Origin of the sequence: Rossellomorea sp. FS2 (assembly GCF_047915635.1) — a bacterium.
Lineage (GTDB): Bacteria > Bacillota > Bacilli > Bacillales > Bacillaceae_B > Rossellomorea > Rossellomorea marisflavi_A.
This window is the reverse complement of sequence record NZ_JBLRVS010000001.1, coordinates 1,186,705-1,201,740: the sequence shown is the minus strand read 5'-3', so window position 1 is coordinate 1,201,740 and position 15,036 is coordinate 1,186,705. Positions and strand designations below refer to the sequence as shown.

Sequence of the window (15,036 nt, the reverse complement as noted above, 5' to 3'; positions counted from 1 at the left end):
TCTCATTTTCTATACCCGTCGGGTGAACAAATAAACACAATATAATTGTAATTTTCTAATAGGGAATATGATGCTTCAGGAAGGTGAAAAGGGGTCAGTGGGATGTCAAATTCTTTTTTAGAAGTTTTGGATACTCTTGTAATTGATACGATGTTTCCATGATGATCAGAATCTTTTCTTCTGAAAAACCGCTGATCATCGCGAGGTTTTCAAGGGTGGGAGCTAAATCCAGCGACTTACAAAATCGGCAGGCGCTTTGGATGGCCAATAATTCGATATAGTGTCTCGACAGCTTCTCTTTCATTCGTTTCATCCCCCTTCAATTGATTGGCCGTCTACAGGATGGAGAGCTACCCCGATGCAGGAAGGAAAGGTATCATCAAACACCATTCAGGGATTCGTTTAAATATTCAATCTATTATTTCTATTATATACTTTATAATTGGAATTGTAGAGAAGTATTTTCATATTTTCCCGATTTCGAAAAAAATTTGTCGAAATGTCGTTATGAGACTGGTATGAAAGAGTTTGAAACTGGTAATATGTGAAAGACATCGGATATACTAATATCATGAAACCGATTCGTATAATGGACCTTCAGAGTGGATGATAAAAGCCATACTGCTTATACATATCATACATACATGACAAGGGAATACCCCTTGACTGCTGCAAAAGGGTTTCAGTAAGAGCTGCCTTAAAGGAGGAGCACCATGCCAAGTAATCAGGATTTTTACGAATTTTTAATCAAGAGGGCAAAACAGTTGACGGACGATTGGTATAATTCACTCGATAAAAGCAACACATCAGGGGTGTATACTTCATCCAATCCGCAAGTGATCGAAACACTTAAACAGCAAAATTTTGAATTCCATGGGATACTTTGCAGCATATTTATCACAGAGCGTCTTGCATTCGAGCAGGAACTGGATAAATGGATTCTGTCCGTTGCTGAGGACAAAGAACATATCAACACGCCGAACCACCATATCCTGAAGGAGTTTGTCAGGGTAAGGGAGCAATACCTGGGCTTTTTACAAGAATTCAAAGATATGTCCTCTGAAGAAGACGGTTTCGATGTCTTTAACGAGTGGTGGAAATTGTTGGTTCAGTCGTTCGATCACGCGATGGTCCGTTTCGTAGAAATGCAGACAGCTGTTGTCAATAAACAGCTACAAGCTCAGCAAGAAGTCATTAATGAGCTGAGTTCGCCCGTCATCAAGCTGAATGAGCACACGGCCCTGCTTCCTCTAGTGGGTAATATCGAACCGACGAGGGCTGAATACATTCTTGAAAATGCCCTTGAACAGTGCGTTGAGAAGGGTGTCACCCAACTCTTTATTGATTTGTCGGGAGTGGTGCTAATTGATACCATGGTCGCGCATCAGCTTTTCAATCTGATGGATGCACTTCAACTCATAGGGGTCAAACCGATCCTGTCTGGACTTAGACCTGAGATCGCGCAGACGGCCGTACAGTTGGGGTTGAAATTTGATAACCTTACCATCACTTCAACCCTTTCCCAGGCCCTGAACAGACTTTGAGTATAAATGCTAAAAGAGAAAGCAGCCCTGCTTTCTCTTTATTTTGAATTCGTATATCTTGAATTAAAGATAATTTCCGGTTATACTTTTAGGAAAAGGAGGGGACAACATGGAGGTAAAAGCGATCAAAGGACATCACCATGTGTCAGCCATCACAGCGAATGCACGTAAAAATCTGGATTTCTATACCAAGGCCCTCGGTATGAGGTTGGTCAAGAAAACAGTAAATCAGGATGATCCATCGGTTTATCATCTGTTTTATGCGGATGAAATGGGGAATCCAGGTACAGATTTTACTTTTTTTGAGATTCCTCCGGCGGCCAGGACCCACTTTGGTACGAATAGTATTTCCCTGACGTCTCTAAGGGTCAAGAACGATAAAGCCCTCGCTTATTGGGAAGACAGATTCACTCAGCTTGGTGTGGAACATGAGGGCATTTCCGTTCGGACGGGGCGTTCGACGATTTCTTTCCGCGATCCGGAGGGTCAGAGGCTGATGCTTGTATCGGATGAAAATAATGCGGGTGTGCCTGGAGGGATTCCATGGAGAAAAGGGCCGGTGCCTGCTGACTTTGGCATCATGGGATTGGGGCCAGTTCAGCTGACGGTATCAAGGGGCGAACGGACTGCCCGGGTATTGACGGACATCCTGGGCTACAAGGAAACAAGGGCTTTCCCTTCACCAGTCGATGGCCAGAACGACATCAGGGTGTTCGAAACAGGAGAGGGCGGCACGGGAAGTGAGATCTTCTTGGAAGAACGAAAAGATATCCCAGGTGAAAGACCGGGCCGGGGCAGCGTTCACCATCTTGCATTAAGGGTAGAAGATGAAAGTGACCTGCGCCGATGGATTGATCGCATCAATGAATCAGGATATGTCAATTCCGGATTCGTTGACAGATACTACTTCCGGTCCCTTTATTTCCGAGATCCGAATGGGATCTTATTCGAATTGGCCACTGACGGACCGGGATTCGATCTGGATGAAGGGCTGGACTCGCTTGGAGAATCACTGGCTCTGCCACCTCATCTCGAGTCAAGACGTGTTGAAATTGAAAAGTCATTAAAACCTTTAACTTAAGGAGATGAAACCATGAAACACATTTATCAAAAGGGAACAAATGAAAACGCACCGACACTACTACTTTTACATGGAACAGGAGGGGATGAACGTGATTTGCTGCCCCTCGCAGACATGATTGCCCCGGGCGCATCTGTTCTTAGCGTAAAGGGGAACGTGAGCGAAAACGGGATGCCGAGATTCTTCGCCCGTCTGGCAGAAGGGGTCTTCGATGAAGAAGATCTCGTATTCAGGACGAAAGAATTGAAAGACTTTATCGATAACAGTGCCGTCGAGCATGGCTTCAATCGGGATCGGGTGGTCGCACTCGGATACTCAAACGGAGCGAATATTGCCGGAAGCATGGTGTATCATTATGAAGATGTTCTTGCAGGCGCGATTCTTTTCCATGCCATGGTACCGAGAAGGGGAGTGGATATCCCTGCCCTCAAAAACCTTCCTGTCTTTGTCGGCGCAGGCACCAGGGATCCGATCATCCCTAAATCGGAAACCGAGGAGCTGATACTGCATTTGAAGGAATCCGGGGCCGATGTGACAGAGTATTGGACGAATGGAGGTCATGAACTGAGAAGAGAAGAAGTCGATGAGGCAGCCAGGTGGTTTCAAAACCACTTTGTAAAATAAGGTGTGAGTCAGGATTCCTTCTACCCCTTAACGTCCTGTAATGATACAATTTAAGAAGAGAGTACCACTACAGGAGGCTTCAATATCCATGCAAAAATGTGAAAAATGCGGTCGGTCATTCCGGTGGAAAGATGTTCTGTTTTCCATCTGGCAATCGTATAAACCGATCACATGCAGTCATTGCAACACCAAACATACCATCAACTTCACTTCAAAATTCATCGTTTCGTTTCTGGTGCTGCTTCTGGCACTGGTCGTCATTTTCTATCTGTCGCCTATCAATGGATGGTCCAAACCAATGACATTCGGAGTCGCACTGGTCGTGGTTTTCTGTATCACCTTCACACTTCCGACCTTTGTGCGCTACGAGATTCCCACAAACAAACGATAGACTAAAGGTGCTTCTTCATGAAGCGCCTTTTTTATGATGCAACTGATACGAATACATAGGGGGAATAAGATAACACTATAAAAAATGATAAAGGAGCGGGCCCTATGAGCACTAAAAACATTCAACTCACAACGGCTGAGATTGCTGCCCTATGGACCACGTATATAAAATGTTCGGCCATGGATTGCTTTTATCAGCATTTCCTTATTCATGTGGATGATGATTCCATAAAGGACATTCTCGTTCAGCATGCAGAAGCCAATGCGACGTGGATCCAGCAATTAACGTCAATATTCGAAAAAGAAGGATTCCCCGTACCGAAAGGATTTTCTTCTAGTGACGTGGATCTCACTGCCCCCCCTCTCTTTACCGATATCTTTGTATTGAGCTTTGTGTACAGAGGGGGGCAGGTGACGAACGAGCATTTCACTTCGTTGCTTGAGACGGTGGCAAGAGCGGATGTGCTAGCATTTTTTGAGGCGTCTTTGGCGAAAAGTGTCAATTTATATAAGTCATCGTTGAAGTTGATGCTTGAAAAAGGTGTATATGACCGACCTCCTAAGATTCCCTATCCCGATCACGTTGGTTTTGTCAAAGAGAACCCTTCCCTGATCGGTCAGCTCCTAGGGGAAAACCGGCCGTTGAATGTACTTGAACTGAGCGAACTGTTTTTTATCATCGAACGTAATTGTATCGGTCTTGTCCTTTTAAAGGGTTTCTTACAGGTTGTGAAGGATCGGGAAGTGAGTGACTATTTTAGAAAAGGAAAGAAGCTTAGTGAAAAACAGATCACAGCATTCAACAAGATTATTATGGAAGATGATGCATTCCCTACGTATCCGGTGACCATGGAAGTGACCAACTCCACAGAATCACCATTTTCCGATAAGCTTCTCGTATTTTTTATTACAAGCTCGAACGCAGTGGGACTTAGTACGATGTGTCATGCCATTACCATGTCCACAAGGAAAGACCTCGGAGTACAATTTGCCATGTTCGTGACCGAGATCTTAAAGTTTGGGTCAACCGGATTGGACCTACTTGTAAGAAGGGGGTGGATGGAAGAGCCCCCGCAGAAGAAAAATAATAGGTAGGTTTTATTCAACCCTCTTTCAGTGGAAAGAGGGTTTTGTGCTACTATAAACATAATCGGTCCATCGTGAAACTCAACTTGAAGGGCAGAATGGTTGGGCTCATTTATCTTGAGAGTCAGGTTGAATAGATGCACATCATACACATCTGGGGGGCTGTCATGCTTGTAATCATCTATCCATTTAAGTTATTCTCCATTTCCCATATCATTGCGATCATATTGACACTTGTCGGGGTGCTGTTCCTTTTCCTGGTCCGGAACCGAATCACTCCGAAAGGGAAATTGGTCTTGAAGGTAGGTCTTATCGCCAGCCTGTTCCTATCTGAATTGACGTTCCAACTGTGGTATCTCTTAAGAGGGGAATGGACAATCGAAACGAATCTCCCGTTCCAATTATGTTCCCTTTCACTTTATCTTTGTGTGATCATGCTTTTGATGGGAAGCTACAGGCTTTTTGAGGTAACCTATTTTGCCAGTATGGCGGGGGCTCTCATTGCCGTGATTACACCCGAACTTTTTTATGGTTTTCCGCATATACGGTACTTTCAATTCTTCATCGCCCATGCGGCCATCATCCTTTCTGCCTTTTATATGATCTGGATGGAAGGCTTCCACGTCACGTTCAGGTCAGTCATCAGGGCATTTATTTCTCTGAACGCCATTGCGCTGATGGTGTACTTCATCGATCGTATCACGGGTGCCAATTATATGTTCCTTGCACATAAACCATATAATATGAGTCCAATCGACTACCTGGGTCCGTATCCGTGGTATCTCCTTTCCCTGGAATTTGTTGCTTTTTTTGTTTTTCTGCTTTTGTACCTACCTTTCTTTCTTTATAATAAAAGGTGAATTTGCTAAATTAGGAAACTTTTTCTTTCGTTCTTCGTCTACTATTTTGAGAAGAAAGGCGTTTTATCATGAATGTTATCATCGGGATCATAGTAGCCGTTCTATCCTACTTTGGAGGGGGTATCATGGGTGCCCACTATTCTGTAAAGGGATCGGGCGTTGATATTCGACAGGAGGGAAGCGGAAACGTTGGGGCAACCAATGCCTTGCGGGTTTCAGGCAGAAGGGCATTCGTCCTGGCCGTACTATTGGATATTGCCAAGGTGATGACGGTCTTATTCATTGTGAATGCCATGACGACCGGAAATGGGTACCTTGTTGGTTCGGCATTCTTTTTAATGCTGGGTCACTTATTCCCTTTGCAACTGGGATTCCACGGAGGGAAAGGAGTCGTTGTTTATCTTGCGGCCTCCTTGTTTCTATCCCCGGTGGCCATCGCCGGTTTCATCCTATTGATGGGGATCGGCTATTTCAGTTTGAAGAAATACAAGGTCGCCGGCTTCATCGCCATGGCCTCCATACCGGTCACGTCCTGCTTAACGGGTGATCCCTTAGTGATATCACTATCATTGGCAGGTTTATTCATAGTGGTAATAATCATGCATTTGAAACCATCACATCAAGTGAAAGCGTAGGAGGTAATCAGAATGGAAACCCATTCTCTCATCTATAAAGTGGCAACTGAAAAAGAAGAGATGGATCAGATCAACCGGTTGAATTACCGGACGTTTGTAGAAGAAATCCCCCAGCACTCCACCAATGAGGAGAAGGCGCTCGTGGATCGTTTTCATGACGAGAATACATACATTATTGCCAAATGGGGAAGCGAGGTAGTGGGCATGATCGCCCTTAGAAGCAATCGCCCATACTCCCTTGACAGCAAAATCGAGGACCTTGATCAATTTTTACCAAAGGATTCAAGCACCTGTGAAATCCGTCTACTATCGGTTAAAGAAGAATTCAGAAGTACAAGGGTATTCTTTTCACTTTGCGATCAGCTTGTGACTCATTGTCTTGAGAGAGGGTACGATATGGCTCTTATATCCGGTACTGTCAGACAGCTGAAACTCTATAGAAGGATGGGATTCATTCCCTTCGGTGAACGAGTTGGAAGTGGGGATGCCGTCTATCAGCCGATGTATCTGACAAAAGCAAGCTTCGAGTCATCCACTAAGGCGTTTATACGGATGATGGAACGGAAGAACCGTGTGAGAGAACTGTCTTTCCTTCCTGGCCCGGTGCCAATGAGAAAAGAAGTGACGGATGCATTCAAGGGAGCAACAGTCTCCCACCGGAATAATGAGTTCATTGAATGTATGAGCAAGGTCCGATTGAGACTGAAAGAACTTGTGAATGTGAATCATGTACAGGTTTCGGTAGGGACGGGAACCCTTTCGAACGATATGGTGGCTGCACATCTTTCCGTCCTTCCAGGACCTGGGCTGATCCTGTCTAATGGTGAATTTGGCTACAGGCTACAGGATCATGCCGACCGTTTTGGCCTGGAGTACATGACCATTTCAAAGGAGTGGGGAGTACCCGTCCGTGCAGAAGAAGTGGAAGAGATCCTGAAGCAGAATCGTGACATTCAGTGGATATGGACGGTGCATTGTGAAACATCAACGGGTTTCGTTTATGATGTCGAAAGGCTCTGTGACCTTTCAGATCGCTATGATGTGAAATTGTGCATCGATGCCTGCAGCTCCGTTGGGGTCATTCCCTCTGATCTTGGCCGTGCATATCTTGCCACCAGTGTGAGCGGGAAGGGGATTGGAGCTTACCCTGGGCTTGCGATTGTATTCCACCGTGAGGCAATCGGACCTGACAGCCGGATCCCTCGCTACCTGGATATCGGTCAGTACGATAAGAATGCAAGCATTCCGTATACCCACTCTTCCAATCTGGTGCAGGCATTGTATACGGCGCTGGGTGCAGTGGATACAGCCTCCAGGCCTATGATAATGGAGATTCTCAGGCACAGATTGATTGAAGCAGGTTTTCATGTGATCGGGGATGAGGACTACTCACCAGGAATCATTACGGTGGCATTGCCACCTGATATCCCTTCAAGGGAATTTGGTGACAGATGCCGTAGAGCGGGTCTGATCCTGAGCTATGAAAGCGACTATCTCCTAAAGCGGAATTGGATCCAGCTTGCCTTGATGGGGAACTATCAGGAATCTGAGGTCAATGAAGCCCTTGATCGGATCAAGACATGTATGGACGCTTATCGCAGGGAGTTTGCCACACATGGGTGATCGGTGGAATAGTATGAAAGAATGGAAGTTTACCTTCAAACCGGTGCTCATATCTGGGTTTGCGTTATGGGTAAAAACGGTCATCGTGCTTTTCGTCGGTTTTTCCCTTCACATCGACAATGTCCATGATGCACTGCTGGTGCTGATCAATCCGATTGCATCGATCCTCCTTATCCTGGGAGTAAGCTTTTATTTCACAAAAAAAATCAACCGATTCACCATCTTTCTCGTAATGATCCTTGCAAGCGGCATCCTTTATGGGGACCTTCTTTATTACCGCTTTTACTCTGATTATGTAACAGTCCCCATCCTGTTCCAGTTTAAAAATGTCGGGGGGATCGGACCCAGTACATTCGAATTGATCAGTGGCTGGGATCTCCTCTTTTTCCTAGACCTGATTGTGGTGGGCGTTTACCTTTGGAAGACACGTGCAGTGAACGTGGACGTGAAAAAAAAGCAAAAAGCAGTGTACGTCATCGGGAGTTGCCTGGTCTTGATCGTCACGATCGGCATCGGTCTGCTGAAGTCGCCTTATATGTTCGCTGAAGCCTACGATCGGGAACAAATGGTAAAGGCAATCGGACCTTATAATTATCACCTATACGATATTGGCATAGCAGCAGGAAAGCCGTTTTCAAGGACCCTGGCCACAAAGGCAGATACAAAGGAAACCATTCGATACATCGACTCCAATGATAATGAGGAATCCGACTTATTCGGAATTGCCAAAGGCAAAAATCTCGTTCTGGTCAGTATGGAATCCACTCAGAATTTCGTGATCGATCAAAAAGTAAATGGAGAAGAAATTACTCCCTTTCTTAATTCGTTGATCAAGGATAGCTTTTATTTCAGTCAAATCTATGATCAAACTGCCCAAGGAAAGACTTCCGATTCGGAATTCATGGTGGATAATGGATTATATCCCCTCGCCAGCGGGTCTACGTTTGTGCAAAGGCCTGACAATACCTACCGGGCCCTTTCTCACCTTTTAGATGAACAGGAGGATTACTACACAGCTGTCTTCCATGGAAACGATAAGACCTTCTGGAATCGGGATAAGATGTATGAGGCCCTTGGATATGACCGATTCTTTTCTAAAGAGGAGTATGAAGTGACGGATGATAATTCAGTGAATTATGGTATCAAAGACATCCCGTTCTTTCAGCAGTCCATGGATTATGTAAATGATCTTCCTCAGCCTTTTTATGCCCGGTTCCTCATGCTAACCAATCACTTTCCTTTTCTTCTCGATAAAGAGGATCAATTCATAGAAGAAGCGGATACGAGTGAAGGAGTGGTCAATCGTTATGTGACGACTGTTAGATATGAAGACGAAGCCATCAAGAAACTCATACAAGATTTCAAGGAGAGGGGACTCTACGATGACACGGTTTTTGTTTTTTACGGTGATCACTATGGAATCTCCGAAAAATATGAAGCAGGTGCATTTGAACTCCTTGGGATGGAGGATTCCGTCATCAACCATATGAAGCTTCAGCAGGTGCCTCTCATCATCCACGTTCCGGGTGAGGAGGGACGAACGATTGATACGTTGGGGGGAGAGATTGATATTAGACCGACGATTCTTCATTTGATGGGAATCGAATCCCAGTCAAATTTGTCGTTCGGGCATAATCTCTTCACCAGGGTGGAAAATCACCCGGTGATCTTTAGGAATGGTGATTTCATCACTGAAAAATTCCTATATAAAAACAGCGTTTGCTACAATAGGGATTCCGAAGAAAGTGAAGATACGGGCAAATGCGATCCTTATAAAGAAATTGTAAGGAAAGAACTGGGACTTTCAGATGATATCATTTATGGAGATCTGCTGCGGTTCATAAAATCGGAATAAACACAAAAGCTCTTTCCATAGCGGAAAGAGCTTTTGACTATAATTATATTATGTTAACTAAAGGTGTTTTTCATAAGAGATTTGTCGAAAAATGAAGGAATTTCCATGTGTCAGGGAGAATAGATTAATAGAGAACCGCGGCTTGCAGAGCGAGTCCGATACTTTACTGGGAGGTCCTATGGAAAATCAAATAGACTATCTGCCGATTAACCATAAAAAAATTCCGATGAAGGAAATCATCAAGCGGGGAATCTTCATAACCCTTGGAGCCATTATCATGGCCGTAGGGCTGGAAATCTTCCTCGTGCCAAACCAGGTCGTAGACGGAGGAATTGTGGGCATCTCGATAATGCTTGCCCATATAACAGGCTTCAAGCTGGGTCTGTTCATATTCGTCCTGAATATCCCTTTTTTCTTCGTTGGGTACAAACAGATCGGGAAGACGTTTGCCCTTTCCACTTTATACGGCATTGCCGTGTTATCAGCGTTTACCACCTTCCTCCATCCTGTACCCGCCCTGACAAGCGATGTGATGCTCGCTACCTTGTTTGGAGGAGTCGTTCTTGGAATCGGAGTCGGGATGGTCATCCGCTATGGAGGATCCCTTGATGGAACGGAAATCCTCGCCATCCTCTTCACGAAACGATTACCGTTTTCAGTCGGCGAAATTATCATGTTCATCAATCTCTTTATTTTGGCCAGTGCCGGTTTTGTGTTCAGTTGGGACCGGGCCATGTATTCACTGCTTGCGTATTTTGTAGCCTTCAAGATGATTGATATTACCATCAAAGGACTCGATGAGTCTAAATCCGTCTGGATCATTAGTGATAATTATCAAAAAATCGGTGATGCTCTCCTTTCAAGGCTCGGCAGGGGAGTCACCTATCTCGCCGGGGAAGGCGCATTTTCCGGAGACGACAAAAAAGTGATCTTCTGCGTCATCACAAGACTTGAAGAGGCAAAACTGAAAGATATCGTTTCGGAACACGATCCTACCGCGTTCCTTGCCATCGCTGATATCGCAGAAGTAAAGGGTGGAAGATTCAAAAAGAAGGCGATTCATTAATTCACAACTTCGACCAAAATTCTTATTGCCCAGTGCCTCCTAAAATCGTAAACTATATAAGTCTTACTTATTATGTGGTAATAGAGGAGAACTGACATATGGAATGGTTGACGCTGTTGAAAGCACTTATCCTTGGAATGGTCGAGGGATTGACCGAATTTGCACCTGTTTCGTCCACCGGGCACCTGATCGTGGTGGATGACCTGATCATCAAATCACAGGAAATCCTGGGCAAATACCCGGCTAATACATTTAAAGTCGTGGTCCAGCTCGGGTCCATCCTGGCCGTTGTGATCGTATTCAGAGATCGATTCATCGAGATGCTCGGTTTAAGACGAAATAAAGAACGAACACATACATTAAAGCTCAGTCATATCATCGTTGGCCTTCTGCCGGCCATGGTCCTCGGTCTACTATTCGATGACTTTATCGATGAACATTTATTTTCCCTTAAAACGGTTCTCATCGGCCTTGCGGCGGGATCGATCCTGATGATAGCCGCGGACCTGTTTCGCCCCAAGGTTCCCGTTATCGAGACCGTCGACCAGTTGACCTATAAAAAAGCGATCATGGTCGGTCTCATGCAGTGTATCGCCCTTTGGCCTGGATTCTCACGATCGGGTTCAACGATCTCAGCCGGCGTCCTCTTCGGTCTCAGCTACAGGGCAGCATCGGATTTCACGTTCATCATGGCTGTGCCTATCATGGCAGGCGCGAGCGGGATTTCCTTATTGAAGAACTGGATGTATATGACACCGGAATTTGCTCCTTTCCTTATTACAGGGTTCATCAGTGCATTCATCTTCGCCTATTTATCGATCAGATTCTTCTTAACGGTCATCAGCCGGATCAAACTGATCCCCTTCGCCATTTACAGGCTTGTGTTGGTGGCGGTCATCCTGATCTTTTTCATGTGAACTATCGGAAAGCTGCCGTGCATAGGCAGCTTTTTTTCTTTTCAAGTCTGTGTTTTTTACTTTAGCCATCTTTACAGTTGGATTATTTTACCTTAAACTAATCTGATAGATATGGGGGGGAAGAGTAATGTTTGAATTTCAGCGCATGACTCAGAGAGAGGCAGAGGAGATCGCCTATACTTGGAAATACGACGGTGTTTTTTCATTTTATGACATGACGGCAGACGAAGAAGATCTGCTCGAATTTATAGATGGAAGCAAAAGGGGAGAGCACGTTTTTTCCTCGTACGTAAAAGGAAAGCTCACAGGTTTTCTCACCTTGGATTTTGTAGAGGGGAATATTGATATTGGTCTCGGACTGAAGCCTGATTGGACAGGGAAAGGGAACGGGCGTGGATTTTTACAGTCCGCCCTTTCGTTCATCCAGTCTCGGTACACGTTCCATGCATTGAGCCTTTCGGTGGCATCATTCAACCAACGGGCCATCTCTCTTTATTCTCATATGGGACTTGTACGGAATGGAACATTTCTACAGGAGACCAATGGAGGAGAGTATGAGTTCATCCGCATGATTCTTCCACCGTTCAACGGAATCGTTGTGACAAGGGCCTTTGACAAGTCAAGGTTGATGGAAATGCAAGAAGTATACCAGTCCGTGGGGTGGAATAAACACTCATTGGACGTAATAGAAGAAATCTATCGAAAAAGTAACATTGTATGTATGGTGTATGTGGACGGACGGGTGAGGGGGGTAGGGAGAGCTTTATCAGACGGGGTTTTCAACGCGGCCATCTACGACGTGGTGATCCATAGAGAAGCTCATGGCCAGGGGCTTGGAAAACGCGTAATGGACCATTTACTCGATCGGCTCAAGGGAATTTCATGTGTTCATCTGATTGCGACGACAGGAAATGAAGAATTTTATCAAAAACACGGCCTGTTACCGATGAAAACAGGGATGGCCAGGTACAGAAGTGAGGTACTTGAAAACGAATACCTCATAAAAGAAAAATAAGCACCGCAAAATACGATGCTTATCAAATGATACGATCCTCTTTGGACGGTGGGCTGTTCAATTCCATTTTCTGCAGCTCAAGCTTCATTTTTTCCGTTTCAAGGACAAAGTTCTCGTGTTTCATCTGCTCAAGTTTGAGCTGATCTTCAAGCATTTTTTGTTTATACTTTGTTTGTTTTGTGAAATGATCTGAGATGATCGCAATGATCGGTATGGCGAAAACCATGATTACTGCAATTGTGCCGGTCATGTGTCCATTCCTCCTTAGCTTTTTTATCTGTTAACAAGAGTATACCAGACAATTCTGTAAAGTAGACAGTGGTTTCATGTATTTCTACGAATCAGAGCCATTCTGAGTTTCATAATTAATCGGATATCCTGAACTTTTGCTGCGGTTTCATGATATGCTAATACTAAAAATGAGAATTGTGAGGGCATTTATGCGATTTAAAAAAATGATACCCAATATGTTTACACTTGGGAATCTGTACTGTGGATTTTTATCGATAGGTTTTGCTGCGAGTGGCCAGTTCAAAAATGCTGCCGTGTTGATCATCATCGGAATGATGCTTGACAGCATGGATGGAAGGCTTGCCAGGATGCTCGATGCCGACAGCGAGCTCGGAAAAGAATTGGACTCATTGGCGGATATCGTGACGTTTGGGGTGGCTCCTTCTTTCCTTGTGTATTATACCTCGTTCTACCATTATGGGTTGCTGGGATTCATCGTTGCCGGACTGTTCCCGTTGTTTGGCGGATATCGGCTTGCCCGTTTCAATACCAGTCCAAAGAAAGCATCTCTTCATTATTTTGTCGGGGTTCCGATCACCGCTGCCGGTGGAATCATCGCCATATTGACGTTGTTCGGTTCGATGATACCGAATATCGTCATCACTGTGATCTTCACGGCCATGTGTTTCCTAATGGTGAGCAGGATCCGCATACCGAGTTTAAAAGAGGTTCCTCTGCCAAAGTACGGGACGATTGTAACCGTCTTTTTGGGGGCCATGCTATATGTAATCTATAAAGGTACGTATGAGCAATTCCCCTACCTTATCTATATCGCGACTCCCCTCTACGTCGCCTACCTTGCATACAGATTTGTTAAAAGATGAAAGCAAAAAGAGCATGATCGATGGATCATGCTCTTTTTGCTATAAAAATAGAAACCCAGCGATAATCCCGGCTACTACGATCACCCAAGGAGGGAGCTTCCAAAACATGAGCATGCTGAAGAGAATGGCGGCTATGCCGAAATGCAGGGGAGAGGTTATCGTACTAGTCCAGATCGGCTCATAGAAAGCGGAGATCAATATCCCGACGACGCTCGCATTCACTCCCATCAAAACACCGTTCATTCCTGGATTCCTTCTCAGAGCATTCCAGAAAGGAAGAGCGCCGAAGATGAGAAGAAAAGCCGGAAGGAAAATGGCGATTGTCGCTAATAAGGCATATTCCCAGCCGCCGATTGCCCCTCCAAGAAACGCAGCAAAGGTAAACAATGGACCGGGGACGGCCTGGGCAGCACCATACCCCGCTAAAAATTCCTGACCCGATATGATTCCCGTTGGAACCAATTCCTTTTCCAAAAGTGGAAGTACAACGTGCCCACCGCCAAATACCAATGCCCCTGCCCGGTAGAAGCTATCGAATAAGGTCACTGCCATGGTCGAGGTCGCTTCTTTAAGTAGCGGAAGCCCTCCTAATAATCCGAAGAAAAGAACCAGACACACCGAACCGAACGTTTTACTAATGGGAAAGTGTGAGTGGTTTTTCTGTTCGGCCATGTCCTCGTCTTTGCGGAATAAGAAGAAGCCGCATGCTCCGGCGAGGATGATGACGGTAACTTGAGAAAAGGATGAGCCCCATAATAAGGTGACAAGGAGGGAAAGAAGGGCGATCGTTTTCCTTGTCAAGTCTGGAGTAAGCTTCGATGCCATCCCCAATACAGCATGAGCAACGACAGCTACGGCAACGATTTTCAAGCCGCTTAACCACCCTGCATCACTCACCCCGGTATTTTCAAGAAAGATGGCAAAGAGTGTTAATACGATTACAGAGGGGATAGTGAAGCCGATGAAGGAAATGATTCCCCCCATTTTACCCCCTTTTAAAATACCGATTCCGATCCCAACCTGGCTGCTTGCGGGTCCAGGGAGGAATTGGCAAAGGGCAACCAATTCTGAATACGTTTTTTCATCAATCCACTTCTTTTTCCTTACATACTCTTCATGGAAATAACCCAGATGGGCGATCGGGCCACCAAAAGAAGTCAATCCAAGTCTGGTAGAGACCAGTAATATTTCCATCCAATTCATGAATTTTGATTTCATTTTTCTT

Annotated in this window: 16 protein-coding genes; 13 read left to right on the top strand and 3 right to left on the bottom strand. The window is 45.1% G+C overall.

From position 1 onward, the window contains the following. Positions 1-94 precede the first annotated feature (94 nt). Positions 95-304, bottom strand: coding sequence for a hypothetical protein (locus ACNA6I_RS06380; protein WP_048003914.1), 210 nt, complete (start codon positions 302-304; stop codon positions 95-97). Between the two features lie 409 nt (positions 305-713). Here ACNA6I_RS06380 and ACNA6I_RS06375 point away from each other — a divergent pair, with 409 nt between their 5' ends. From ACNA6I_RS06375 to ACNA6I_RS06320, 12 genes are all read left to right on the top strand, one after another. Next, entirely contained in the window at positions 714-1,544 is an 831-nt protein-coding gene (locus ACNA6I_RS06375; RefSeq protein WP_048003913.1) for an STAS domain-containing protein, read from the top strand. Positions 1,545-1,653: 109 nt separating this feature from the next. Beyond that, a complete protein-coding gene (locus tag ACNA6I_RS06370) occupies positions 1,654-2,625 on the top strand; it encodes a ring-cleaving dioxygenase (protein WP_416313084.1) in 972 nt (323 codons plus the stop codon). Positions 2,626-2,637: 12 nt separating this feature from the next. After that, positions 2,638-3,249 carry an alpha/beta hydrolase gene (locus ACNA6I_RS06365; RefSeq protein WP_159129643.1) on the top strand — a complete coding sequence of 204 codons (612 nt, stop codon included), beginning with the start codon at positions 2,638-2,640 and terminating at the stop codon, positions 3,247-3,249. Between the two features lie 88 nt (positions 3,250-3,337). Beyond that, positions 3,338-3,640 carry a TIGR04104 family putative zinc finger protein gene (locus tag ACNA6I_RS06360; RefSeq protein WP_048013134.1) on the top strand — a complete coding sequence of 101 codons (303 nt, stop codon included), beginning with the start codon at positions 3,338-3,340 and terminating at the stop codon, positions 3,638-3,640. Positions 3,641-3,744: 104 nt separating this feature from the next. Beyond that, positions 3,745-4,734 (top strand): DUF3231 family protein, encoded by a 990-nt coding sequence (locus tag ACNA6I_RS06355; RefSeq protein ID WP_063191251.1) that lies wholly within the window; start codon positions 3,745-3,747, stop codon positions 4,732-4,734. 158 nt (positions 4,735-4,892) lie between these two features. Then, positions 4,893-5,585 carry a TIGR02206 family membrane protein gene (locus ACNA6I_RS06350; RefSeq protein ID WP_048003908.1) on the top strand — a complete coding sequence of 231 codons (693 nt, stop codon included), beginning with the start codon at positions 4,893-4,895 and terminating at the stop codon, positions 5,583-5,585. A gap of 68 nt (positions 5,586-5,653) precedes the next feature. Further along, positions 5,654-6,220, top strand: a complete 567-nt coding sequence (locus ACNA6I_RS06345; RefSeq protein WP_048003907.1) for a glycerol-3-phosphate acyltransferase — start codon at positions 5,654-5,656, stop codon at positions 6,218-6,220. A 12-nt stretch (positions 6,221-6,232) separates the two neighbouring features. Further along, a complete protein-coding gene (locus tag ACNA6I_RS06340; RefSeq protein ID WP_416313083.1) occupies positions 6,233-7,843 on the top strand; it encodes an aminotransferase class V-fold PLP-dependent enzyme in 1,611 nt (536 codons plus the stop codon). A gap of 13 nt (positions 7,844-7,856) precedes the next feature. Further along, a complete protein-coding gene (locus ACNA6I_RS06335) occupies positions 7,857-9,698 on the top strand; it encodes an LTA synthase family protein (RefSeq protein ID WP_416313082.1) in 1,842 nt (613 codons plus the stop codon). Positions 9,699-9,924: 226 nt separating this feature from the next. Then, positions 9,925-10,764, top strand: a complete 840-nt coding sequence (locus ACNA6I_RS06330) for a YitT family protein (protein WP_370295228.1) — start codon at positions 9,925-9,927, stop codon at positions 10,762-10,764. A 98-nt stretch (positions 10,765-10,862) separates the two neighbouring features. Beyond that, positions 10,863-11,681 carry an undecaprenyl-diphosphate phosphatase gene (locus tag ACNA6I_RS06325; RefSeq protein WP_048003904.1) on the top strand — a complete coding sequence of 273 codons (819 nt, stop codon included), beginning with the start codon at positions 10,863-10,865 and terminating at the stop codon, positions 11,679-11,681. Positions 11,682-11,808: 127 nt separating this feature from the next. After that, positions 11,809-12,696: a GNAT family N-acetyltransferase gene (locus ACNA6I_RS06320; protein ID WP_416313081.1), complete on the top strand. Its 888-nt coding sequence runs from the start codon at positions 11,809-11,811 to the stop codon at positions 12,694-12,696. A gap of 22 nt (positions 12,697-12,718) precedes the next feature. On the opposite strand, the gene ACNA6I_RS06315 is transcribed toward ACNA6I_RS06320, so the two are convergent. Beyond that, complete coding sequence (locus ACNA6I_RS06315; RefSeq protein ID WP_048003903.1) at positions 12,719-12,946, bottom strand: hypothetical protein; 228 nt, start codon at positions 12,944-12,946, stop codon at positions 12,719-12,721. 190 nt (positions 12,947-13,136) lie between these two features. Between ACNA6I_RS06315 and pssA the strand changes: the two genes are divergently transcribed. Further along, positions 13,137-13,811, top strand: a complete 675-nt coding sequence (gene pssA / locus ACNA6I_RS06310; protein ID WP_048003902.1) for a CDP-diacylglycerol--serine O-phosphatidyltransferase — start codon at positions 13,137-13,139, stop codon at positions 13,809-13,811. Between the two features lie 39 nt (positions 13,812-13,850). On the opposite strand, the gene chrA is transcribed toward pssA, so the two are convergent. Beyond that, entirely contained in the window at positions 13,851-15,005 is a 1,155-nt protein-coding gene (gene chrA / locus ACNA6I_RS06305; protein WP_231578835.1) for a chromate efflux transporter, read from the bottom strand. Positions 15,006-15,036: the final 31 nt, after the last annotated feature.

What these genes read in the sequence shown, in the direction of transcription:
- ACNA6I_RS06380 (WP_048003914.1), bottom strand. Translation starts at nt 304, where the DNA reads ATGAAAGAGAAGCTGTCGAGACACTATATCGAATTATTGGCCATCCAA.
- ACNA6I_RS06375 (WP_048003913.1), top strand. Translation starts at nt 714, where the DNA reads ATGCCAAGTAATCAGGATTTTTACGAATTTTTAATCAAGAGGGCAAAA.
- ACNA6I_RS06370 (WP_416313084.1), top strand. Translation starts at nt 1,654, where the DNA reads ATGGAGGTAAAAGCGATCAAAGGACATCACCATGTGTCAGCCATCACA.
- ACNA6I_RS06365 (WP_159129643.1), top strand. Translation starts at nt 2,638, where the DNA reads ATGAAACACATTTATCAAAAGGGAACAAATGAAAACGCACCGACACTA.
- ACNA6I_RS06360 (WP_048013134.1), top strand. Translation starts at nt 3,338, where the DNA reads ATGCAAAAATGTGAAAAATGCGGTCGGTCATTCCGGTGGAAAGATGTT.
- ACNA6I_RS06355 (WP_063191251.1), top strand. Translation starts at nt 3,745, where the DNA reads ATGAGCACTAAAAACATTCAACTCACAACGGCTGAGATTGCTGCCCTA.
- ACNA6I_RS06350 (WP_048003908.1), top strand. Translation starts at nt 4,893, where the DNA reads ATGCTTGTAATCATCTATCCATTTAAGTTATTCTCCATTTCCCATATC.
- ACNA6I_RS06345 (WP_048003907.1), top strand. Translation starts at nt 5,654, where the DNA reads ATGAATGTTATCATCGGGATCATAGTAGCCGTTCTATCCTACTTTGGA.
- ACNA6I_RS06340 (WP_416313083.1), top strand. Translation starts at nt 6,233, where the DNA reads ATGGAAACCCATTCTCTCATCTATAAAGTGGCAACTGAAAAAGAAGAG.
- ACNA6I_RS06335 (WP_416313082.1), top strand. Translation starts at nt 7,857, where the DNA reads ATGAAAGAATGGAAGTTTACCTTCAAACCGGTGCTCATATCTGGGTTT.
- ACNA6I_RS06330 (WP_370295228.1), top strand. Translation starts at nt 9,925, where the DNA reads ATGAAGGAAATCATCAAGCGGGGAATCTTCATAACCCTTGGAGCCATT.
- ACNA6I_RS06325 (WP_048003904.1), top strand. Translation starts at nt 10,863, where the DNA reads ATGGAATGGTTGACGCTGTTGAAAGCACTTATCCTTGGAATGGTCGAG.
- ACNA6I_RS06320 (WP_416313081.1), top strand. Translation starts at nt 11,809, where the DNA reads ATGTTTGAATTTCAGCGCATGACTCAGAGAGAGGCAGAGGAGATCGCC.
- ACNA6I_RS06315 (WP_048003903.1), bottom strand. Translation starts at nt 12,946, where the DNA reads ATGACCGGCACAATTGCAGTAATCATGGTTTTCGCCATACCGATCATT.
- pssA (WP_048003902.1), top strand. Translation starts at nt 13,137, where the DNA reads ATGCGATTTAAAAAAATGATACCCAATATGTTTACACTTGGGAATCTG.
- chrA (WP_231578835.1), bottom strand. Translation starts at nt 15,005, where the DNA reads ATGGAAATATTACTGGTCTCTACCAGACTTGGATTGACTTCTTTTGGT.